The organism is Sphingomonas sp. BL-S-29 (genome assembly GCF_055521495.1).
In genome coordinates this window covers 2387970-2405737 of sequence record NZ_CM145482.1, presented here as the reverse complement: position 1 = coordinate 2405737, position 17768 = coordinate 2387970, and the positions used below count along the sequence as shown (strand labels likewise).

Annotated in this window: 23 protein-coding genes; 11 read left to right on the top strand and 12 right to left on the bottom strand. The window is 65.3% G+C overall.

Features of this window, described 5'->3' with window-relative positions; genetic code table 11:
• Positions 1 to 66: 66 nt before the first annotated feature.
• Positions 67 to 474, bottom strand: a complete 408-nt coding sequence (locus tag ACZ1I2_RS11420) for a response regulator (protein WP_465169575.1) — start codon at positions 472 to 474, stop codon at positions 67 to 69.
• 407 nt (positions 475 to 881) lie between these two features.
• Between ACZ1I2_RS11420 and ACZ1I2_RS11415 the strand changes: the two genes are divergently transcribed.
• The 5 genes from ACZ1I2_RS11415 (at position 882) to ACZ1I2_RS11395 (ending at position 3724) form a co-directional block, all read left to right on the top strand.
• Positions 882 to 1172, top strand: coding sequence for a hypothetical protein (locus ACZ1I2_RS11415; protein ID WP_465169576.1), 291 nt, complete (start codon positions 882 to 884; stop codon positions 1170 to 1172).
• Positions 1173 to 1234: 62 nt separating this feature from the next.
• Positions 1235 to 1711 carry an Hsp20 family protein gene (locus ACZ1I2_RS11410; RefSeq protein WP_465169577.1) on the top strand — a complete coding sequence of 159 codons (477 nt, stop codon included), beginning with the start codon at positions 1235 to 1237 and terminating at the stop codon, positions 1709 to 1711.
• Positions 1712 to 1788: 77 nt separating this feature from the next.
• Complete coding sequence (locus ACZ1I2_RS11405; protein ID WP_465169578.1) at positions 1789 to 2298, top strand: Hsp20/alpha crystallin family protein; 510 nt, start codon at positions 1789 to 1791, stop codon at positions 2296 to 2298.
• A 101-nt stretch (positions 2299 to 2399) separates the two neighbouring features.
• Positions 2400 to 2978 (top strand): hypothetical protein, encoded by a 579-nt coding sequence (locus ACZ1I2_RS11400; protein ID WP_465169579.1) that lies wholly within the window; start codon positions 2400 to 2402, stop codon positions 2976 to 2978.
• 113 nt (positions 2979 to 3091) lie between these two features.
• Positions 3092 to 3724, top strand: a complete 633-nt coding sequence (locus ACZ1I2_RS11395; protein ID WP_465169580.1) for a MarC family protein — start codon at positions 3092 to 3094, stop codon at positions 3722 to 3724.
• A gap of 17 nt (positions 3725 to 3741) precedes the next feature.
• Here ACZ1I2_RS11395 and ACZ1I2_RS11390 read toward each other — a convergent pair whose 3' ends face one another.
• The 3 genes from ACZ1I2_RS11390 to ACZ1I2_RS11380 are packed head-to-tail and all read right to left on the bottom strand — an operon-like array spanning position 3742 to position 4618.
• On the bottom strand, positions 3742 to 4119 hold the full coding sequence (locus ACZ1I2_RS11390) for a hypothetical protein (protein WP_465174091.1): 378 nt from the start codon (positions 4117 to 4119) through the stop codon (positions 3742 to 3744).
• Entirely contained in the window at positions 4116 to 4385 is a 270-nt protein-coding gene (locus ACZ1I2_RS11385) for an usg protein (RefSeq protein ID WP_465169582.1), read from the bottom strand. The genes ACZ1I2_RS11390 and ACZ1I2_RS11385 overlap by 4 nt, the downstream gene beginning before the upstream one ends.
• On the bottom strand, positions 4382 to 4618 hold the full coding sequence (locus ACZ1I2_RS11380; RefSeq protein WP_465169583.1) for a hypothetical protein: 237 nt from the start codon (positions 4616 to 4618) through the stop codon (positions 4382 to 4384). The genes ACZ1I2_RS11385 and ACZ1I2_RS11380 overlap by 4 nt, the downstream gene beginning before the upstream one ends.
• A gap of 265 nt (positions 4619 to 4883) precedes the next feature.
• On the opposite strand from ACZ1I2_RS11380, the gene groES reads away from it, so the two are divergent.
• Together groES and groL are read left to right on the top strand one after the other, a co-directional pair.
• The gene (groES, locus tag ACZ1I2_RS11375; protein WP_465169584.1) at positions 4884 to 5198 is read left to right on the top strand and encodes a co-chaperone GroES; all 315 of its coding nucleotides are present in this window, start codon (positions 4884 to 4886) and stop codon (positions 5196 to 5198) included.
• A 51-nt stretch (positions 5199 to 5249) separates the two neighbouring features.
• The gene (gene groL, locus ACZ1I2_RS11370) at positions 5250 to 6869 is read left to right on the top strand and encodes a chaperonin GroEL (RefSeq protein WP_465169585.1); all 1620 of its coding nucleotides are present in this window, start codon (positions 5250 to 5252) and stop codon (positions 6867 to 6869) included.
• A gap of 487 nt (positions 6870 to 7356) precedes the next feature.
• Here the strand turns inward: groL and ACZ1I2_RS11365 are convergent, their stop codons facing one another.
• A complete protein-coding gene (locus ACZ1I2_RS11365; protein WP_465181643.1) occupies positions 7357 to 7515 on the bottom strand; it encodes a hypothetical protein in 159 nt (52 codons plus the stop codon).
• A 182-nt stretch (positions 7516 to 7697) separates the two neighbouring features.
• Here ACZ1I2_RS11365 and ACZ1I2_RS11360 point away from each other — a divergent pair, with 182 nt between their 5' ends.
• On the top strand, positions 7698 to 8609 hold the full coding sequence (locus ACZ1I2_RS11360) for a YfdX family protein (RefSeq protein WP_465174092.1): 912 nt from the start codon (positions 7698 to 7700) through the stop codon (positions 8607 to 8609).
• Positions 8610 to 8723: 114 nt separating this feature from the next.
• On the opposite strand, the gene ACZ1I2_RS11355 is transcribed toward ACZ1I2_RS11360, so the two are convergent.
• A complete protein-coding gene (locus ACZ1I2_RS11355) occupies positions 8724 to 9488 on the bottom strand; it encodes a TMEM175 family protein (protein WP_465169587.1) in 765 nt (254 codons plus the stop codon).
• A gap of 149 nt (positions 9489 to 9637) precedes the next feature.
• On the opposite strand from ACZ1I2_RS11355, the gene ACZ1I2_RS11350 reads away from it, so the two are divergent.
• From ACZ1I2_RS11350 to ACZ1I2_RS11340, 3 genes are all read left to right on the top strand, one after another.
• Positions 9638 to 10636: a GlxA family transcriptional regulator gene (locus tag ACZ1I2_RS11350; protein WP_465174094.1), complete on the top strand. Its 999-nt coding sequence runs from the start codon at positions 9638 to 9640 to the stop codon at positions 10634 to 10636.
• Between the two features lie 102 nt (positions 10637 to 10738).
• Positions 10739 to 11104, top strand: a complete 366-nt coding sequence (locus tag ACZ1I2_RS11345) for a LuxR C-terminal-related transcriptional regulator (protein WP_465169589.1) — start codon at positions 10739 to 10741, stop codon at positions 11102 to 11104.
• Between the two features lie 41 nt (positions 11105 to 11145).
• Positions 11146 to 12894: a putative bifunctional diguanylate cyclase/phosphodiesterase gene (locus tag ACZ1I2_RS11340; RefSeq protein ID WP_465169590.1), complete on the top strand. Its 1749-nt coding sequence runs from the start codon at positions 11146 to 11148 to the stop codon at positions 12892 to 12894.
• Positions 12895 to 13075: 181 nt separating this feature from the next.
• Here ACZ1I2_RS11340 and rlxS read toward each other — a convergent pair whose 3' ends face one another.
• The 6 genes from rlxS to ACZ1I2_RS11310 all read right to left on the bottom strand — a co-directional run bounded on the left by rlxS (position 13076) and on the right by ACZ1I2_RS11310 (position 17713).
• Positions 13076 to 15052: a relaxase/mobilization nuclease RlxS gene (rlxS, locus tag ACZ1I2_RS11335; protein WP_465169591.1), complete on the bottom strand. Its 1977-nt coding sequence runs from the start codon at positions 15050 to 15052 to the stop codon at positions 13076 to 13078.
• Positions 15053 to 15315: 263 nt separating this feature from the next.
• The gene (locus ACZ1I2_RS11330; protein ID WP_465169592.1) at positions 15316 to 15672 is read right to left on the bottom strand and encodes a hypothetical protein; all 357 of its coding nucleotides are present in this window, start codon (positions 15670 to 15672) and stop codon (positions 15316 to 15318) included.
• A 221-nt stretch (positions 15673 to 15893) separates the two neighbouring features.
• Positions 15894 to 16502: a lytic transglycosylase domain-containing protein gene (locus ACZ1I2_RS11325; protein ID WP_465169593.1), complete on the bottom strand. Its 609-nt coding sequence runs from the start codon at positions 16500 to 16502 to the stop codon at positions 15894 to 15896.
• Positions 16490 to 17017: a S26 family signal peptidase gene (locus tag ACZ1I2_RS11320; RefSeq protein ID WP_465169594.1), complete on the bottom strand. Its 528-nt coding sequence runs from the start codon at positions 17015 to 17017 to the stop codon at positions 16490 to 16492. Before ACZ1I2_RS11320 ends, ACZ1I2_RS11325 begins: the two co-directional genes overlap by 13 nt.
• A complete protein-coding gene (locus ACZ1I2_RS11315; RefSeq protein WP_465169595.1) occupies positions 17014 to 17247 on the bottom strand; it encodes a helix-turn-helix domain-containing protein in 234 nt (77 codons plus the stop codon). The genes ACZ1I2_RS11320 and ACZ1I2_RS11315 overlap by 4 nt, the downstream gene beginning before the upstream one ends.
• Before the next feature lie 163 nt (positions 17248 to 17410).
• Entirely contained in the window at positions 17411 to 17713 is a 303-nt protein-coding gene (locus ACZ1I2_RS11310; protein ID WP_465169596.1) for a DUF736 domain-containing protein, read from the bottom strand.
• Positions 17714 to 17768: the final 55 nt, after the last annotated feature.

Here is a 17768-nt window from a genome sequence, read left to right as displayed (position 1 = left end):
GTATCGCCGCTTTCGTGCGAGGCGACTGCCTGAATGTCAGCGATTTGGTGGAAGCAACAAGTTGCCTTACTCGTCGGCAGGACTGGCCTGCGCCGGGAATACGTCAGCTACGTTCAGCAACGTGGACACTGCCGTAATCATTTGCGCGGTCGCAAATGGCTTCTGCAACAAAGTGCTGTTCGGCACCCCTTCTGCTGCCCAATCAGCGGCGCTGTTACCGGTCATGTATACGACAGCAAGCTTGGGGAAAAGATGGCGAGCGTGGCGCGCGACTTCCCATCCGTTGCCTCCAGAACCAAGCTGGATGTCCGTTATGACCCCGAATAATTGCTCGCCACCCTCAATCGCCTGCATCGCTTCCGCGGCACTGCCCGCCTCGATCAGCCTGTAACCGCCGTCTTCGAGCGCCGCAGCCAATGCAGTTCGGATGACCGGCTCATCCTCCACAAGCAGGAGAAGCGGAAGATTGTCCATGAGCGTTCCCCGGGGCGCGAGCGGAATTTTTACCTTCCTTCCCCAACGGCAGCCCAGCCGAGAGAATTACCTCTTCTAACGGACACCAACGCAGAAAGTGCCGCAGTGGCCTTAATTGATGTCGCCCAGCGGCGTAAGGCCGTTCGATTATTCGCTCATCCCGCCTAGTTGTTTCGTCTCGGCACGTGCATGTCAGCCTCTGAACCTTAGCCACCCGCCGTTTGCGGCTCCAACGAGCGGATATTAAGACCGGCGAGTCCGTGCCCCGGAACCGGACCTTGATACAGGAACTTCTCTTCGTCTTACACTGCGCCGGAACCAGCGGGGCCACTTTAAGGGTAAGCATCTCGATGCGGTCGTTTGCTACGGGCGTCACCCCGCGCCGGAGTCGTGCTCGGATCGACAGGATGGCAGCCCGTCGCCTGCCTGAACGCATCGGTTCGCGCCGCCGCGGCTTGATTGCGATGGTGCGAACCCCGGATCACACCGATACTGATCCCCAAAGCCATTTACCGCCGCGCACGCCCGATCTTCGTGGCGCGTTGCAAGCGCAGCTCGTTGCGCGCGACGGTGGCGATGTGTCCGTCTTCGAAGAAATCATCGTGGCCTGTCGAGGAATGGCGCGATCCCTTGAACTCGAAAAAATCGCATCCTACCTGATTGCCGCCGGGCGCCGTGTTCGGGTCCGGTGGACATAGAGGGCGCCGGCTCTCTCCGGCGCTTCTCATGCCCAGATTGCTTCATTTGGAGGATTTGGAAAATGAGGACCAATTTCGACTTCGCGCCCTATCGGCGCTCCACGGTCGGCTTCGACCGTCTTTTTGATCTGCTCGAGACCGGCATGCGCGGCGACGGCAGCGACGGCTATCCGCCGTTCGACATCGCCAGGGACGGCGAGGATCGCTACCGGATCACGCTTGCGGTCGCCGGCTTCCGCCCCGACGAGATCGAGATCGTCGCCCAGCAGAACCAGCTGACCGTCACCGGCAGGCGCGCCGAGGACCAGGACGAGGGCCAGTACCTTCATCGCGGCATTGCCGCGCGTCCTTTCGAGCGACGCTTCCAGCTTGCCGACTTCGTCGAGGTCCGGTCGGCCGACTTCCAGAACGGCCTGCTCAGCATTGCGCTGCAGCGTGTCGTTCCGGAGGCGATGAAGCCGCGCAAGATCGCGATCGGCGGGGCTCCTGCCCAGGAGCGGATCGCAGCGACCAGCGAAGAGGCTCGCCAGGCGGCCTGAGCCGAAATGTCCCACCGGCGCCGCGCATGGCGCCGGTGGGCCATCCCAACTTCAGCCAGGAAAGGAGAAAGGAACCCATGGCTATCCGTGATCTGATCCCCTGGAGCCGGCAGGAGAACCGGCTCTCCGTCGCGTCCGGCGCAGGCCGCGACCGCGACGATCATCCGCTGCTATCGCTGCACCGAGACGTCAACCGGCTGTTCGACGATGTCTTTCGCGGGTTCGGCGTGCCGTCGCTCGGGTCCTTCGAGCGCAGCTTCGCGTGGCCCCATGTCGAGTTCGGCGAGACCGACACGGAAATCCACGTCACCGCGGAGCTGCCCGGGCTGGACGTGAAGGACGTCGAACTCGCACTCGAGGACGGTGTGCTGACCTTGCGGGGCGAGAAGCGGTCCGAGGTCAAGGACCGCGGCTATTCGGAACGCAGCTACGGCCACTTCGAACGCCGCATCGCCCTGCCCAAGGGCATCGAGGCGGACAAGGCGGGCGCGACATTCCGGAACGGCGTGCTCACCGTCACCTTGCCCAAGTCGGCGGCGTCGAACGAGAATGTTCGCCGGATTCCGATCGATAGCAAGGCGGCCTGAGGGGCGCTTTACGAAGACCGCAAGGAAAGGCTCGAGTCATCCGGCGTTCAGCTTCGCCGGGTAGATTTTGACCCCCATACATCTTGGATGGAGGACGATTGATGCGAAAAATTCGTACGGCCGTCTTGGCCGGGGTCGCGGCGCTCTGCGTCGCGGGCACGGCGGTGGCGGCGAGCAACGATACCCATGTGATGAAGGTCGACCTGCCCGACGGCTCGGTCGCGCGAATCGAATATCAGGGCGCCGTGGCGCCCAAGGTCAGGATCGATCCGACGACCCGATTCGAACCGGTTCTGTTCGTCGATCCGTTCGACGCCGCGCCGTTCGCCGGGTTGGACCGGATCTTCGCCGACATGGACCGGCAGGCCGCGGCGATGATGCGCCAGGTGCGCGCGCTGCGATCGCAGCCGCTCGACCCGGGCGCCAAACCCGATGTGGCGGCATTCGGCGCCATGCCAGCCGGAACGGTCAGCTATCGCTTCGTCTCGACGAGCGACGGCAACCGCTTCTGCAGCCAGAGCTGGCAATGGACCTCGCAGGGCGCCGGGCAGCAGCCCAAGCTGGTCTCGGCCAGTTCGGGCGACTGTGATGCCGGAACCCCGGCAAAGCCCGCCGGGTCCGCCGTGACGCCGGCGAAAGCGGCACCCGACATTCACAGCGCTTCCACCGCAACCACCTGAGCCCCTCGGGGGGCGGCCTCGGCCGCTCCCCGATCCGCTTGCCGAGGGAAAATCGCCCCGCACGGCCGGCGCGATCGCGGCTGCCGGCCGTCCAGCTCATCCACGCCATCGTCATGCATATCGCACCCAGCATCCTGTCGAGCTTCGTCACGCTGTTCGTGACGATCGGGCCGGTGGAGACGGCGGTCGTCTTCGCCAACCTGACCGCGGGCGTTCACCGCGCCCAGCGCCGCAGCCTGGCGCGGCGCTCGGTTGCGATTGCCGGATTCGTGCTGCTGCTCTTCGCGATCGCGGGATCGCTGGTGCTGTCGCTGCTCCACATCTCGCTTCCGGCCTTTCGCGTCGCAGGCGGCCTGCTGCTGTTCCTGCAGGCGCTGACGCTGACCTTTTCGAGCCCGGGCCTGTCGTCGCTCAAGGACAGCGAAAGGCACGATGCCGAGCAGCCCGGCGATATTGCGGTGTTCCCGCTCGCCTTCCCGCTGATCGCCGGCCCCGGCAGCCTCTCCGCCGCCGTGCTGGTGATGGGACGGACCGCGGGATGGACCGAGGCCATAGGCGTCATCGCGATGGTGCTCGCCTGTCTTTTGCTGACCTTCGGCGCGATGCGAGCGGCCGAGCGGCTGGTCGAGGTGCTCGGCCGGACCGGAGCGGATGTGGTCAGCCGAGTCTCGGGTATCCTGCTCGCGGGCCTCGCGGTGCAGTTCGTGTTCGACGGCCTGGCCGAGGCCTCGTTCCTGCACGGATAGAAGCGGCGCTTGCCGTTTCAGGCGGAGCGGCGACGGTGCGATGCCGCGTCCAGCGCCGCGAGCACGCGGTCGAGCATCACGGCGTTGCTGGCGGCCTTGGGTAGTTCGCGCCGCGCAAAGCGCTGCAGACGGTCGATATCACGCTGCGGCACCGCCAGCTCGATCGGCATCCCGGGCAGGTCGCTCGGCCGCGCACCCTGCGCCGCCTTGCCCGACGCGAGGAAGTGATCGAGCAGCCGTTTGCGGTCGGCAAAGGTCCAACCGAGCAGCTCGAGCTCGGCGGGGGTCACCGATAGCAGCGCCAGCGCGAACTCCATGATGTCGTCGAACGGCAGCAGGAGGCGAACCATCCGCCCGCCACGCTCGCGCCACCGCCGGATCGCACCGCGGCTCACTGGCTGGTGATGACGCCGTCGACCGCACGCCACTCCCTTGGCCCGATCAGCCGGCCATGGACGATCCGGACCGAATGCAGCGCGGCCTCGATCTCGCGCTCCCACAGGTCGAGGAAATCGAACAGCACCGGGAAATCGGGCGCTAGGTCATAGTCCTGCCAGACGAACAGCTGGAGCCAGGACGGTGCGTCCGGGCGATAATAATGGATCTCGGCAGTGGTGAGCCCGTACCCCTCGAGCTGGGCGAGGAACGCGCGGTCGTTCATCGGCGCGCCTCGCCCGCTCCCGCTTGACCGTCGAGCGCGCGCAATGCGGATAAGACGTCGTCGATGGGAACGGGCTGTCCTGCGCCCGGCGGCTTGCGCAGCGCCGGCTTGCCTCGGACCGCGGACTGGTCGGATGCCCAGCGGGCGAGGATGGCGCGCTTGACCTCGGGCTCGAGGCTCGGGTGATGCGCGACGTCGAAGGGGTGCAGAAAACGGGAGACTGGCTGCGACATGGCTGTCCTCCTTTCCTCAGGTCGCTCCTTTCTCATCGGGCTATGCCCAGGTGCCAAATTTGGTCGGACAGCGAGCCTCGTCAAGGGGTCGGGTGCGCCGCCCAGGCCGCTCAATCACGACGTTTGGTACTTAGGGCCAACGAGTGCCAAAAATTGCGTTCCGGGTCTTGAACCGAAAATTCGAGCTTCCTAATTCGCCGCTGCCCGCCGTTGCCAGGCAATGTCGGGCACATTGTCATTATGCTTATGCAACTGGAGGTTATGCATGCATTTCCGCCCCTTGCACGACCGTGTGGTCGTCCGCCGCATCGAAGCCGAGGAGAAGACCTCGGGCGGCATCATCATTCCCGACACCGCCAAGGAAAAGCCGCAGGAAGGCGAAGTCGTTGCTGTCGGCCCGGGCACGCGGGATGACAGCGGTTCGCTCGTCGCGCTGTCGGTGAAGACCGGCGACCGCATCCTGTTCGGCAAATGGTCTGGCACCGAGGTCAAGATCGATGGCGAGGACCTGCTCATCATGAAGGAGAGCGACATCCTCGGCGTCATCGAGCTGCAGGCCGAGCTCAAGCGGGCGGCGTAATCGCCGGATCCCTCAACATCTCAGGAAGGACAAGAGAAAGGAGTTAGCCAGATGGCTGCCAAGGAAGTGAAATTTGCGTCGGACGCGCGTGACCGCATGCTGCGCGGCGTGGATACGCTTGCGAATGCAGTGAAGGTCACGCTGGGCCCCAAGGGCCGCAACGTCGTGATCGAGAAGAGCTTCGGCGCGCCGCGCATCACCAAGGACGGCGTCACCGTCGCCAAGGAGATCGAGCTCGCCGACAAGTTCGAGAATATGGGCGCGCAGATGCTGCGCGAGGTCGCCAACAAGCAGAACGACAAAGCGGGTGACGGCACCACCACCGCCACCGTGCTGGCCCAGGCGATCGTCCGCGAAGGCTCCAAGGCCGTCGCCGCGGGCATGAACCCGATGGACGTCAAGCGCGGCATCGACCTCGCCGTGAACGCGGTGGTCCAGGATCTCGAAGCGCATGCCAAGCAGGTGAGCGCCAACAGCGAGATCGCCCAGGTCGCGACCATCTCGGCCAATGGCGACGAGGAGGTCGGTCGCATCCTGGCGGAAGCCATGGAGAAGGTCGGCAACGAAGGCGTCATCACCGTCGAGGAAGCCAAGAGCCTCGAGACCGAGCTCGAGACGGTCGAGGGCATGCAGTTCGACCGCGGCTATCTCTCGCCCTATTTCGTCACCAACACCGAAAAGCTGCGTGTCGAGCTCGACGACCCCTATATCCTGATCCACGAGAAGAAGCTCTCGAACCTCCAGGCGCTGGTGCCGCTGCTCGAGAAGGTCGTGCAGGCCGGCCGGCCGCTGCTGATCATCGCGGAGGACGTCGAGGGCGAGGCGCTGGCCACGCTCGTCGTCAACAAGCTGCGCGGCGGCCTCAAGGTGGCGGCAGTCAAGGCGCCCGGCTTCGGCGATCGTCGCAAGGCGATGCTCGAGGATATCGCGGTCCTGACCGGCGGCAACGTCGTGAGCGAGGAGCTCGGCACCAAGCTCGAGAACGTCACCGTCGCCATGCTGGGCCGCGCCAAGAAGGTCGTGATCGACAAGGACAACACCACGATTATCGACGGCGTCGGCACCAGGGCCGACATCGATGGCCGCGTCGCGCAGATCCGCCAGCAGATCGAGACGACCACCAGCGATTATGACCGCGAGAAGCTCCAGGAGCGGCTCGCCAAGCTCGCCGGCGGCGTCGCGGTGATCCGCGTCGGCGGAGCGACTGAGGTCGAGGTCAAGGAGAAGAAGGACCGCGTCGACGACGCGCTCCACGCTACCCGCGCCGCGGTCGAGGAAGGCATCCTTCCGGGCGGCGGTATCGCGCTGCTGCGCGCGCTGAAGGCGCTGGAGGGCCTCAAGGCCACCAACGACGACCAGCAGTCGGGCATCGACATCGTCCGCCGGGCTCTGCGGGCGCCCGCGCGCCAAATCGCCGACAATGCCGGCGAGGACGGTGCGTGGATCGTCGGCAAGCTTCTCGAGAGCGAAGACTATAACTGGGGCTTCAACGCCGCGACCGGCGACTATCAGGACCTGGTCGCGTCGGGAGTGATCGACCCCGCAAAGGTGGTGCGTACAGCGCTTCAGGACGCGGCCTCGGTGGCCTCGCTGCTGATCACCACCGAGGCGCTCGTCGCCGAGTTGCCCAAGGAAGACAAGCCCGCGCCGATGCCGGCGATGGACTATTGACGAAGTCGAGGAGCGCAGCATCGCTGCGCTCCTCAGTTCGCCGGCATTACCGTCGAGGCCGGCGGAGGAAGCAAAACGCGCCAAGGGTTTGCCTAGTGCGTTTCCAGTACACCAAGTTGCGAGCGTTAGTTTAGCTACCACGATCCGTGGAGCAACATAGACCGACTCTGAGGCGCGAAGCTGTCATCATGATCGGGCTGAACGAAGGTCCGCTTACGCCAGTCGGAAGCCCAATAGCTGCCGGTACGTTCTCCTGAAGACTTTCGTACGCCTGTCGGCATCCGAAACTCTTCATGAAAGCGGCCTGTCTGCTTTCAAGTAACGAGTCCGAAATAGCCGCCATTCGTTCAGCAAGCTGATGCAGCCGGAAGACCCAAACTCGGTCATTCGCGACACCCGTGCCATTCCCCGAATCCAGGCGCTCATCTCTATCTTATGCCAGTTCCTGGGCCTATCGGCTCGGCTCGTTAAGTGCTTGAGTTGGTGGTTAGCTGCCGATCCCCGGCTGAACATACGCATCGAAATGGTCGAGGATCTCGGCTTGTTCATCGGCCCGCCATTGCAGACGGATGTGCCATTCACGCTCACCGTCGAGCGAAACGAATAACGATTGCCCGTCGTCGTACGGCAAGAACGCTGCCCCCAAGAAAGTCCATCCTTCGCCAACAGGATGAACAAGGCAGTGGCCCGGGGCGGCCTCCTAGACCGCCGGCAGATCGAACGCCCCTCCCTTAACCCGAGGAAGAATGTCCCATGTCAGCCCTTCGCCATCCCACCGCACCGTCTTTCCACGGCCGGCACGCGCCCCGCCTTCTTATGGGCGTCGCCTTGATCGGCCTGACCCTGCTGGCGCCGGGTTGCTCACCGGGAAGCAATCGCGCGGGCAACGCCCAGAGCGGCACGGCGGCCGTCCCCGCCGCTGCCGACGCCACTCGCGCCGCGACGCCGTCCGATATCAGTGTCGGCAGCCAGATCGCCGAGAAGCGCCGTACACTCATCGCCGACGCGGTGTCGGCGCTTCAGGAAAGCTACACAGCGCTCGACCTGCTGACGGCCGGCAAGACCGACGACGCCGTCAAGGCGCTGTCGCGCGCCACCGGCAAGCTCGACATTGTCCTCGCGGCGGATCCCAACCTCGCCCTTGCTCCGGTCGATGTCCGCGTCACGACCCATGACGTCATCGCCACGCCGGCCGACGTAAAGGCGTTGCGCGACCTTGCCGAGGCGGCTCTTGAGGACGGACGCCTGCAGGATGCGCGGCATCTGATCGCGGGGCTCGCCAGCGAAAGTGCCATCAGCACCGTCAACATCCCGCTCGCGAGCTATCCGGCGGCGATAAGGCAGGCAGCGGCGCGCATCCTTGCCGGCAGCACCGCCGAGGCGAAGGTGATGCTCGAAACCGCGCTCGCGACGCTGGTGGTGGTGGACACGATCGTCCCGCTGCCGCTCGCCCGGGCCGGGGCGGCGCTTGGTCTGGCGCAACCCCTCGCCGAAAAGGCGCAACGCAGCGCCGATGAGAACGCACGGTTGCAACAGCTCCTCGCCGATGCGGGGCGGCAGATCGATCTGGCCAAGGCGCTTGGTTACGCGACGAAGAAGGATCTCGATGCGCTGTCGGACGAGCTCAAGGTCATGGAAGGCAAAACAAAAGGCGAAGGCAGCGGCCAGCGCCTGTTCGATCGGATCAAGGCGTTGTTCTCCCAGGCAAACCGCCAGCCGAATACGCGCCCCAAGTCTTGATCGTCACAACGCAAGTTCTCCCGTCGCGCGCGTGCTGACCAACAGAAGTACGGTGCCCTCTGCGCCTCGATCAGTGCGTTCTCGTCGCGCGCGACTTCTTGCGGAAGTTGTCCGCTACTGCGGCGACGGGGGATGCGCTGCGGACTGCTGCAAGTTGTGCCAGCGTTCAAAGCGGCGGTCCGGGATCAACCACATGAGAGAGACCGTGATATAAAACGTAATGGCGACCCATGGCGAAATGAAGGCCGCGGGGATGCCGAGGCCGTAGAGGGAGAACGTGACCCATTCCTTTGTGCGTGAGCCGACCACGGCCCTAATGCGCGACTCCGTGCCCTCGGCCAGGATCAGATCGCGTTCAAGCCAGATGTACCCGAAAGCCGCCATTACGGTCACCGCCCCATATGCGGCAACCGGTTGGGGCGTGATTCCGGCAAGGCCGATCCACCGGATCACGAATGGCATCAAGGTGAGCCAGAAGAGGAGGAACAGATTGGCCCAGAGCGCACGTCCGTTCACTCGGCTGGCAGTCGCAAGCATATGGTGATGGTTGGTCCAGAAGATGCCGATATTGATGTAGGCAAGCGCATAGGCGACGAGCAGCGGAATCGCGGGCCGAACTGCCTGCCAGCTGTCGGTGGCGGGAACGCGCAGATCGAGGACCATGATGGTCATGGCGATCGCCAGCACCGCGTCGGTGAAGGCCATCAGCCGGTCGGTCTTCATGGCAAGCACCTCGATGAAATTAAGTTGCGCTTCTGGCCGCTCGCGCACGGATGCGCATTGACGACTGTCAACGACATCACTCGCTTTTCCGCTACCCAGATCTGACCACCATGGTTTTCGACGATGGTTAGACAGATCGAAGGCCCTCAATTTCATGCCCTGCGGCTCGGTGCTCTACGTTTGCCTCGCAAGACGATTGCGGCCCATGCCAAAGCCTTGGTGCCGTCGCTCTAGGTAATCAGCACAAGGAGGCGTATCCGAGTAGAACGACCGGTGCCGTGGGCGCCGCGTAGCCAGGACGCGCGATGCTCATCACGATCTATGCCCCTGGCAACGTGCATTTGCTCGAAGTCGCCGCCGTGCAGGACGCGCTGTTCGAGGCGAACTGCAAGGCTCGCTCCGGACAACCCTATCGGGTGAGGCTAGTAACCGAGCGAGGCGCAGCCATGGAGAGCGCCTCGGGCATGATGTTCATCCCGAACGCGGGTATCGCGCAAGCGACGCAGCCTTCGGACACTTTGATCGTCGTTGGACCCTATGGAGTGCCTTCCCCGCCAAGCGAAAAGGTCGCGCGCTGGTTGCGGGAACAGGCCGACTTGTCGCGACGATACGGTTCGACGTGTACGGGCGCCTTCCTCCTGGCCGATGCGGGGCTGTTGTCGGGGTGCCGAGTGACAACGCATTGGCAATATACCCAACGGCTTGCCGCCGAATATCCCGATATCCAGGTCGAACGCGACCGCATCTTCGTGCGCGACGGGCGGGTATTCAGCTCGGCCGGGGTGACCGCCGCACTCGATCTTGCCCTTTCCCTGATCGAAGAGGATTATGGCCGTGCCCTGGCGTTATGGGTGGCACGCCGTTTGGTCGTCTTTCTGAAGCGGCCCGGAGGCCAGTCCCAGTTCAGCGCGGCCTTGACCGCGCAGACCGCAGCCGCCAGTCCGATCGACAGGATAAGGCTTCACATCCTAGAAAACCCGCGCGAGCCCCTGGAGTTGGAAGCGCTTGCTGAAGTGGCTGGTGTCAGTCCGCGACATCTATCCAGGATGTTTCGCGCCGAACTTGGGTTGACCCCGACTGCCTATGTCGAACTGACCCGAGTCGATATAGCGCGGCAGCTGCTGGAAGACAGCACCGCTCCGATCAAGGCCATTGCCTATGCGGCCGGCTTCGGATCGACGACCACGCTCCGTCGGGCGTTCGTGCGTGGGATCGGCGTCACGCCCCTTGAGTATCGGCTGCGATTCCAGACCACGGGGCCGGGAGGTCAAAGCGAAGACGTAGGTGCCGCCATTTTGTCCTGAAGCGCCGCCGGGCCGGCGTTGAAACGCTGACGTCTTGGCCGCATCGTCGTGACCGGAGGCCATGACATGCGAGTTAAACCCGCCGAGCGTGCGTCAACGAAATTGGACAGAGCCACTCTACGCGCCCCGGCGTCTTCCGGCCACCGGACGAAGTCGCGCCCAGTCCCAGTCACCGACGCAGCACCCGCGCCGCCTGACGGGAAGGCGGCGTACGCGCTTCTAGCGCAGCAGTGCCGCTCCAAGGTCGATGGCCTGGCCCTGCGCCAGCGCGATGTGCCGGCCGGGCCGGTCGCCGGCTGTAGCAACAAGCAGATCGCGTGCGACCTGGGAATCAGCTCTCGAACGATCGAGATCTATCGCGCCGGCATGATGGATCGGCTCAAGGCCGGTACGCTCGCACACGCCCTGCATATCGCCTTCGTCGCGGGGCTGACGCCCTTGGACACGATGTCGTTCCGGAACGGCTGAGTGCGCCGCGACTCGCAATTCGAGATGCAAGGAAAGCGGCCATGAGATTCTGGAGCGTCAGGCGCGCGGGCCCGCTCGTGGGAGCGCCGGAGGGCGTGCAAGCGCTGCCAGCGACCGCCGCCGCCCTCGCCATGGCGCAATGTGCGGACGGCGTCCTGATCGCCGATATGCGCATGCGGGGCCAGCCAATAGTCCAAGTGAATCCTGCGTTCGAAGCGATCACCGGCTATGCGGCGTCGGAGGCGATCGGCAAGAACTGCCGCTATCTTCAGGGCAGCGACCGCCTGCAGCCCGAAATCGCCGAGGTCCGGGCCGCTCTGGCTGAGGGCCGCTCCTGTTCGGTGACGCTGCGCAACTATCGCCGGGACGGCGCCATGTTCCGCAACGCCTTGCGCCTCACGCCGCTTCGCGACGACGACGGTGAGGTGACGCATTTCATCGGACTGATCCGAGACATGACCCATGCGACGGGTGTCGATCGTCTGACCGGCCTGCTCGACCGCTATGGCCTGCTCGACCGACTGTCGGCGTCGGACGCGCCCGCAACTTCCGCCTTGCTGATGGTCAAGGTCGACATCGTCCGGTTCCACGACATCAATAACGGCTTCGGGTATGACGTTGGCGATGCGCTGCTTCGGTCAGCTGCCGCGCGACTGGCGACGCTGCCGACCGCCGCCGTGTCGCGCGTGGGCAGCAACAGCTTCGCACTCGCATTTGAACTGGACCACCCCTTGGGCGGCGCCAGGGTGGCGAAGGATGTCCTTGCGTTGCTGAAGCCGCGCTTCGTCCTTCCGGGGGCGTCCCTGGCGGTTCAGTTTGCCGCGGGCTTCGCCCTGGGGATGGCGGGCACCGACACGCTCCAACTCGTCCGGCAGGCCGGTGCGGCGTTGCAGCGATCAAAGACCACGCCGGGATATCCACCGCATGCCTTCATCGCCGCGGACGAGCGCGATGCGCGCAACCGTATCCGCCTAGCGAGCGAGCTCCAGATGGCCGTTCCAAATCAGGAGTTGCTGTTTCACTACCAGCCGCAAGTGGATCTCGGGACCGGCGAGTTGGTCGGCGTCGAGGCGCTTCTTCGATGGAACCATGGCGCGTTCGGGCTGCAGCCGCCGAGCCGCTTCATCGGGATCGCGGAGGAAACCGGCGCGATCCTGGAAATCGGCGCCTGGGGCCTGCGCACGCTCGCCGCGCATGCGGCGCAGGTTAACCGGAACCGCCGCACGCCCATCCGCTTCTCCTTGAACGTATCGGTCATGGAATTCATGCAGCGCGACATGGTGACCCTAGTCTGCCAGACGCTCGACGAGACCGGCTGCGATGCCGACTGGCTGACGATCGAGCTCACCGAGGACCTGATGGTCCCGGAGCCGGAGCATATTCGCCGCGCCTTCGAGGAGCTGCGAAGCCTAGGGATCGGCATCTCCATCGACGACTTCGGCACCGGCTATTCCAATCTGCGCTATCTTGAGAGCTTTCCGCTGAGCGAGATCAAGGTCGATCGAAGTTTCGTGCATGATGTTGCGCACAGCGTGGCCAAGCGCGTCATCGTCGAGGGCATCGTCAAGCTCGGGGCGGCGCTGGACATTCGCGTCGTCGGGGAAGGCATCGAGACGGAGGCAGAACGTGCAATCATGCGGACGCTGGGCTGCTCCGTGGGCCAAGGGTATCTATTTTCTCCGCCACTGGACGAATCCGAGTTCCGCAAGCTGCTGAACGAGGGTCTGATCCTGCGTGAGGCTTGGAATGCGCGGCGACTGTTGACGATGCTCGATGGGGATGGCGTCTGAAAGCAGCTCCTATCGGAAATTGTCGTTCTGGACCGCCATTGGAATGGCAAGGCAAGCTTCAGACTCGACATTCTGGCACCTCGCAGTCAGCAGATGAGCGAGGGGCGGCTTTAGGGAGGCGCCAAACCTTGTCGGAACGACCGCAATTGAGGCGCATAGCGGTCGATCACCGCGTTGCCAGTTAGTCAATTTGCGGCCCTGCCCTTTCCCGCCCGAATATCCAGTTGACGCCACCGTCGCGCATAATCCCGCCAACCTGGTTGCCGACCTGCCTGGCCAGCACGGGGCGCCACGGCACCAACGTAAATTCCCGGGCCTTTTCCACCACGGCGAAGCGACCGCTCACCAGATCGACGTGACGTGAGAGCCTACCCTCGATCTCCATGCCCGTCCGTGTCTCGACAAACGCCTTACCGAGGTCTGACGACAGCTGCTCACCGACCCGCAGCAGTTCGCGACGCTGCAGGACAGCGAGCGCGTTGGCGCGGAGCCGGAAGTGACCGCCCTCCCCTTCCGCCAGTTCCTGCTTGATCAGCCATTGCTGGCGCGCGGCGAGCACAGCGCGCAATTCGCGCCCGAACCCGGCGTCGCGCGCAGCATGCGGCGCACCCGCCGCAAGCTCGCGGTCGAGCCAGGTCGACGCGTCCGCGCCGGGCAGTTGCTCGACCGGAACGGACGACAGCATCTCGACCTCGACCGGTTGGTCACGATGCCGGCGCGCCTCATAGGCGGCCGCCCGATCGACATGGTCGGTCTCGATACGCCAACTACCATCAGCCTCCCGTTCGACGCCCGTACGGGCGAGCCGCATCGCCTCCAGGCGTCGAACGTGAGCCTCGGCGAACGCCTGTGTCGCGGTCGGATCGTGCCGCAGGTGCAGGTCGACCGAGTAACGCCCACCATTGGCAGCCGCGACCTCCGCAACCATCCGGTCGGCATCGCGAATTGCCAAGCTTCGCGCGCTGACCATCACGACGGAGCCCTCGGCGACCGGGCCGACCGCGTCGCCGCGGCCGATATCGACATAGTACGCATGGCCATCGACACCATCGACCAGCAGGAAGTGGCAATCATTGTGCTCGTCCGAGAGACCGCGCGCGATCACCCGGCCGACGATCGGCTCGGTTTCCTCCCCCGTTCCAAACAGGCTTCGTCCAACCCATGGCCGCTCAAGCCTTCGCGCGCTTAGCTCCCGCTGCATCGTGCGGATGATGTCGCCGCGCTCGCTCATCGCACGCAGCGTCTCCTCCAGGCCGTCGGCGAGCTGCCATCGTCCACCGCCCAGATTTTCGGCCAGACCAAGGGTACCGAGCTTCTGCAGCCGGCCCGCGCGAAGCGACTGCTGGAACGGATCGCAATCGGCCGACGACACGACACGATCCGCATCCATCGTCAGCAGCATCCGGCGGTCGATCGCGGTCAGCCGCTCCTCGCCGATATCATGGCGCAAGCGTGCCTCGATCTCCTCCGTGGTGCGCGGCCCGAGATCGAGAGTCGCCAGCTCAGCCGCGCGCTCGCGGATTCCGTGCGAGATATACTCGCGCGCAATGACCAGATTCTGGCCCAGCTCATCGACGCCGCGCAGCATGATGTGCGTGTGAGGATGGGCCGTGTTGAAATGGTCGACCGCGACCCAATCGAGGTGCGTGCCGAGATCGGCTTCCATCTGCGTCATCAGCCGGCGGATATAGGGCTTGAGATCGGGATATTCCGAACCGTCCTCGGCGGAGACGATGAATCGGAACTGATGCCGGTCGCCGTCGCAGCGTTCGAGGAACGCCTTGCCGTCCGCCGTATCGTGCTCGGCGGAATAGAGCTCCCCCGGCATGCCCTCTCGGGTGACGCCGTCGCGCTGGATATAGCGAAGATGCGCGCGCGCCGCGGACAGGCCCTTGCCACCCAGCCGAACCAACCGCGTCTTGACGACCGCGCGCCGCGCGCGGAATGCGGCCAGCCGGTCACGGCTGGAAAGCAGGCGACCCAAGCTCGCGCCCCGGCCGATCCTGCTGCCGTCGAACCGGCGGCTGCCGATCGCGCCCTTCTCGGCCGAGCGGACCGCCGCGACAATGACGGTCGAGAGGTATTGCCGGGCGCGCTTGCCGCCGCCCCGATTGCGGATCTTGCCGAGACGCGGCGTGAAGTCGTCGTCCTCGCTCACCGGTAGCGTCCGGACTGGAGAGTCTCGCAATCGAGCGCAAGAAATGGCGAATTTCCGCCAGTTCTTCTACCTATGTCTCGCGCACCGTCGCCCATGTCTCGTGAAAAAACGATGTTCAGACAACCACATAGCAATGGCCGCGAGACATTGCCTTTCTCTTGCATTCCCTTCTTCCTTCTCCAGTCGCCCCACCCCCCTCCCTCGGCGCAAAAAAAAATGGCCGGGACGCGCGTGCCTCTCAGCACCGCGTCCCGGCCGTGCGATCAGGCATAAGCGAACGCCCGAATGGCATCGCCGCGGCGCTTGAAAGTGCGCCTGCCCATCATCCCGCGCGCATCGCCATCGCCGTCGACGATCATCACCGCGACGAACCATGTGCCGTCCAGCCGCCCCAGGATTCGCACCCGGTCGAGCTCGATATCGTCCTCGCCTGAGGATTCATAAGCGCCGATCCAGCGCTCCTCGACCCGCGCATCCCAGTGAAATTCGACATCCTCCGCCGCCAGAAACCGGTGCGCCAACGCTTCTCCTGCGCCGCGCCCGAACTCGAGCTCGAGCCCCGCCGCCAGTGCCGAGATCACGCGATCCGCTGCGGCCGAGATGGGTTGATATTGGATCATGAACTGTCTCCGCTTGCCGCCCTCCTCATCGAGGACGCAGCCTCGCCGACGGGTGGCGCAGCGGCTGTCAGGGCCGCCGGAGCGATAGCGGAGGCGCCGCGAAGCGGACGCGGGGGGAACCGATTTGCGCAGCAAATTGGGGGGCACCCGCGGGCCTTGATAGCCGCTGCGCCGCCCGTCATGCTGGGACGACCACGACGAGCCCCCTTCCCCACGCGCCGTCATTGCGGCTCCTTCCGCACCGCGAACAGCGAGGATCGTGGCCGGTCGGGAGCCTCGGAAGCCAGTTCAGCATCACCCTCCCGGCGCACCGCGAACAGGGTCGGCGGCGGCGCCGGCGCAGCCGGTGCGGGCGCGCTCCGTCCCTCAGGCACGACCGCGGTGAGATAGGCGATCGTCTCGGCGGGGAGCTGCGACCTGCCCGCGAGCCAGGCGGTGTAGCGCTCCGGCCCGGCATTATAGGCACCGAACAATCCCGGATAGCCGAACCGGTCGTACATCAGCCGGAGATAACAGGTGCCGGCCAGGATATTGTCGCGCGGATCGTCCGGATCGGCGCCGAGCCCGAGCCGCGCGCGCATGTCCGCCCAGGTCGCCGGCATCAGCTGCATCAGGCCCATCGCGCCCTTGAACGAGCGGATCGGCCGCCCGTCCCGGCTGGTCGCGCCGCCGCTCTCGGCGCGCATGACCCGCTCGATCCACTCCTCCGGAATGCTGAAGCGGTGCGACGCCTCGGCGATGAACGGCTGCCAGCGCGCCACCGGGTCGGCGCTACCCGGGACAGCAAGGACGAGCGACGGCAGCGCAAGCGCGAGCCTCAGCGCGTCCATAGCGGCCTGCCCTTGCCGATCAGCTGGTCGGTACGGCTGATCCCGAAATAGCGGCCGTCGAACGAGGCCGGGGCGTCCATCAGCAGCAGATAGTCACGTGACGTCAGGGTCCGGCAGCCGCGCCACCACGGCATTGCCCGGCCTTTGCCATCCACCGCCAGCCGATGCGCGACGAGTTTCCCATTGACCAGGATCGAGCGACCGGCCGCGCATACCCGGTCACCGTCGAGCGCCACGACGCGCTTCACCAGCGGCACATTGGCGGGCAGATAATGGCGCATCGCCGCGAGGCGGCGATAAGGCTCGGGCGCCCAGGCAATCACCATGTCGCCGCGCGCCGGCAGGGTGCCGGGAAAGACGCGGTAGAGCCCGCGCGGCGCGCTGTCGCTCGCGTTCCAGACCAGGCGCGGCGCCGGCGGAAACACCGCCATGACGACCGTCACCCAGAAGCAGGCGAGCCCGAAAAGGATCCAGCGCCAGGCGCGGGCAACGTCCTTCGATTCCTCGGGCGTCATGATTTCTTCCCCTCGAAGCTGGCGCGCGACCAGGCGTCGAGATCGTCGATATGATATTGGACCATGCGCGCATGACGGCGCGGGGTCGGCCCCGGATCCTTGCGCTTGCCGCCACGCATCCGCTGCAGCGTGCGCTCGGAAATGCCGAGATAATGGGCGGCCTGCGCCGTCGTCAGATAGGGGCTGCCGCGTCTCGCGCTCTCGGCCCGGTCATGCTCGTCGTCGTCCATCGGCCCGTCCCGTTGCTGGCGGGCTCAGGGCCTGCCGGACGCAGACAGGTGCCGGTCCGGCACGATCGGGTGCAGTGTCGAAAACGCCACCCCCCGGAAAACGACACCCCCGGACGGACGTGCAAAGAAGTGCGGCGCCCCGAAGGGCGCCGCAGCCGGCCGCTCAGCGCGACCAGATCAGCTTGTGCTCGCCGGCATCGCCCTGCACCAGCGTCGCGTAGATCGGCGCCGGAAAGGCCGGATCGTCGAGCTTGACCGAGACATATTCGGCACCGGTCTCGCGCGCGGCCCGGACCCAGCCGGCGCCGACCTCGGCACCGTTGCTCGCGGTGATGCGATAGTCGGGCGCCTTGTCGCTGTCCTTGGGCGACGGCTTCATCACCGCCTTGAACTTGAGAACCGAGGTGCAGACCGTGCCGGTGAAATTGCCGGCGTCGTCGCGGGTGAAGCTGCCAATCTGTGCCATGATAACCTCCAGATGCTTGGTCGAAGCCGCCCGATTGCGGCCTCGATGGCGTCGG

Bases quoted from the DNA above. Each gene is read 5' to 3' on its own strand.
- ACZ1I2_RS11410 (WP_465169577.1), top strand. From the start codon at position 1,235: ATGAGGACCAATTTCGACTTCGCGCCCTATCGGCGCTCCACGGTCGGC.
- ACZ1I2_RS11340 (WP_465169590.1), top strand. From the start codon at position 11,146: ATGAGATTCTGGAGCGTCAGGCGCGCGGGCCCGCTCGTGGGAGCGCCG.
- ACZ1I2_RS11395 (WP_465169580.1), top strand. From the start codon at position 3,092: ATGCATATCGCACCCAGCATCCTGTCGAGCTTCGTCACGCTGTTCGTG.
- ACZ1I2_RS11415 (WP_465169576.1), top strand. From the start codon at position 882: ATGGCAGCCCGTCGCCTGCCTGAACGCATCGGTTCGCGCCGCCGCGGC.
- groL (WP_465169585.1), top strand. From the start codon at position 5,250: ATGGCTGCCAAGGAAGTGAAATTTGCGTCGGACGCGCGTGACCGCATG.
- ACZ1I2_RS11400 (WP_465169579.1), top strand. From the start codon at position 2,400: ATGCGAAAAATTCGTACGGCCGTCTTGGCCGGGGTCGCGGCGCTCTGC.
- ACZ1I2_RS11310 (WP_465169596.1), bottom strand. From the start codon at position 17,713: ATGGCACAGATTGGCAGCTTCACCCGCGACGACGCCGGCAATTTCACC.
- ACZ1I2_RS11405 (WP_465169578.1), top strand. From the start codon at position 1,789: ATGGCTATCCGTGATCTGATCCCCTGGAGCCGGCAGGAGAACCGGCTC.
- ACZ1I2_RS11320 (WP_465169594.1), bottom strand. From the start codon at position 17,017: ATGACGCCCGAGGAATCGAAGGACGTTGCCCGCGCCTGGCGCTGGATC.
- ACZ1I2_RS11355 (WP_465169587.1), bottom strand. From the start codon at position 9,488: ATGAAATTGAGGGCCTTCGATCTGTCTAACCATCGTCGAAAACCATGG.
- groES (WP_465169584.1), top strand. From the start codon at position 4,884: ATGCATTTCCGCCCCTTGCACGACCGTGTGGTCGTCCGCCGCATCGAA.
- ACZ1I2_RS11315 (WP_465169595.1), bottom strand. From the start codon at position 17,247: ATGGACGACGACGAGCATGACCGGGCCGAGAGCGCGAGACGCGGCAGC.
- ACZ1I2_RS11385 (WP_465169582.1), bottom strand. From the start codon at position 4,385: ATGAACGACCGCGCGTTCCTCGCCCAGCTCGAGGGGTACGGGCTCACC.
- ACZ1I2_RS11420 (WP_465169575.1), bottom strand. From the start codon at position 474: ATGGACAATCTTCCGCTTCTCCTGCTTGTGGAGGATGAGCCGGTCATC.
- ACZ1I2_RS11325 (WP_465169593.1), bottom strand. From the start codon at position 16,502: ATGGACGCGCTGAGGCTCGCGCTTGCGCTGCCGTCGCTCGTCCTTGCT.
- ACZ1I2_RS11380 (WP_465169583.1), bottom strand. From the start codon at position 4,618: ATGTCGCAGCCAGTCTCCCGTTTTCTGCACCCCTTCGACGTCGCGCAT.
- ACZ1I2_RS11330 (WP_465169592.1), bottom strand. From the start codon at position 15,672: ATGATCCAATATCAACCCATCTCGGCCGCAGCGGATCGCGTGATCTCG.
- ACZ1I2_RS11350 (WP_465174094.1), top strand. From the start codon at position 9,638: ATGCTCATCACGATCTATGCCCCTGGCAACGTGCATTTGCTCGAAGTC.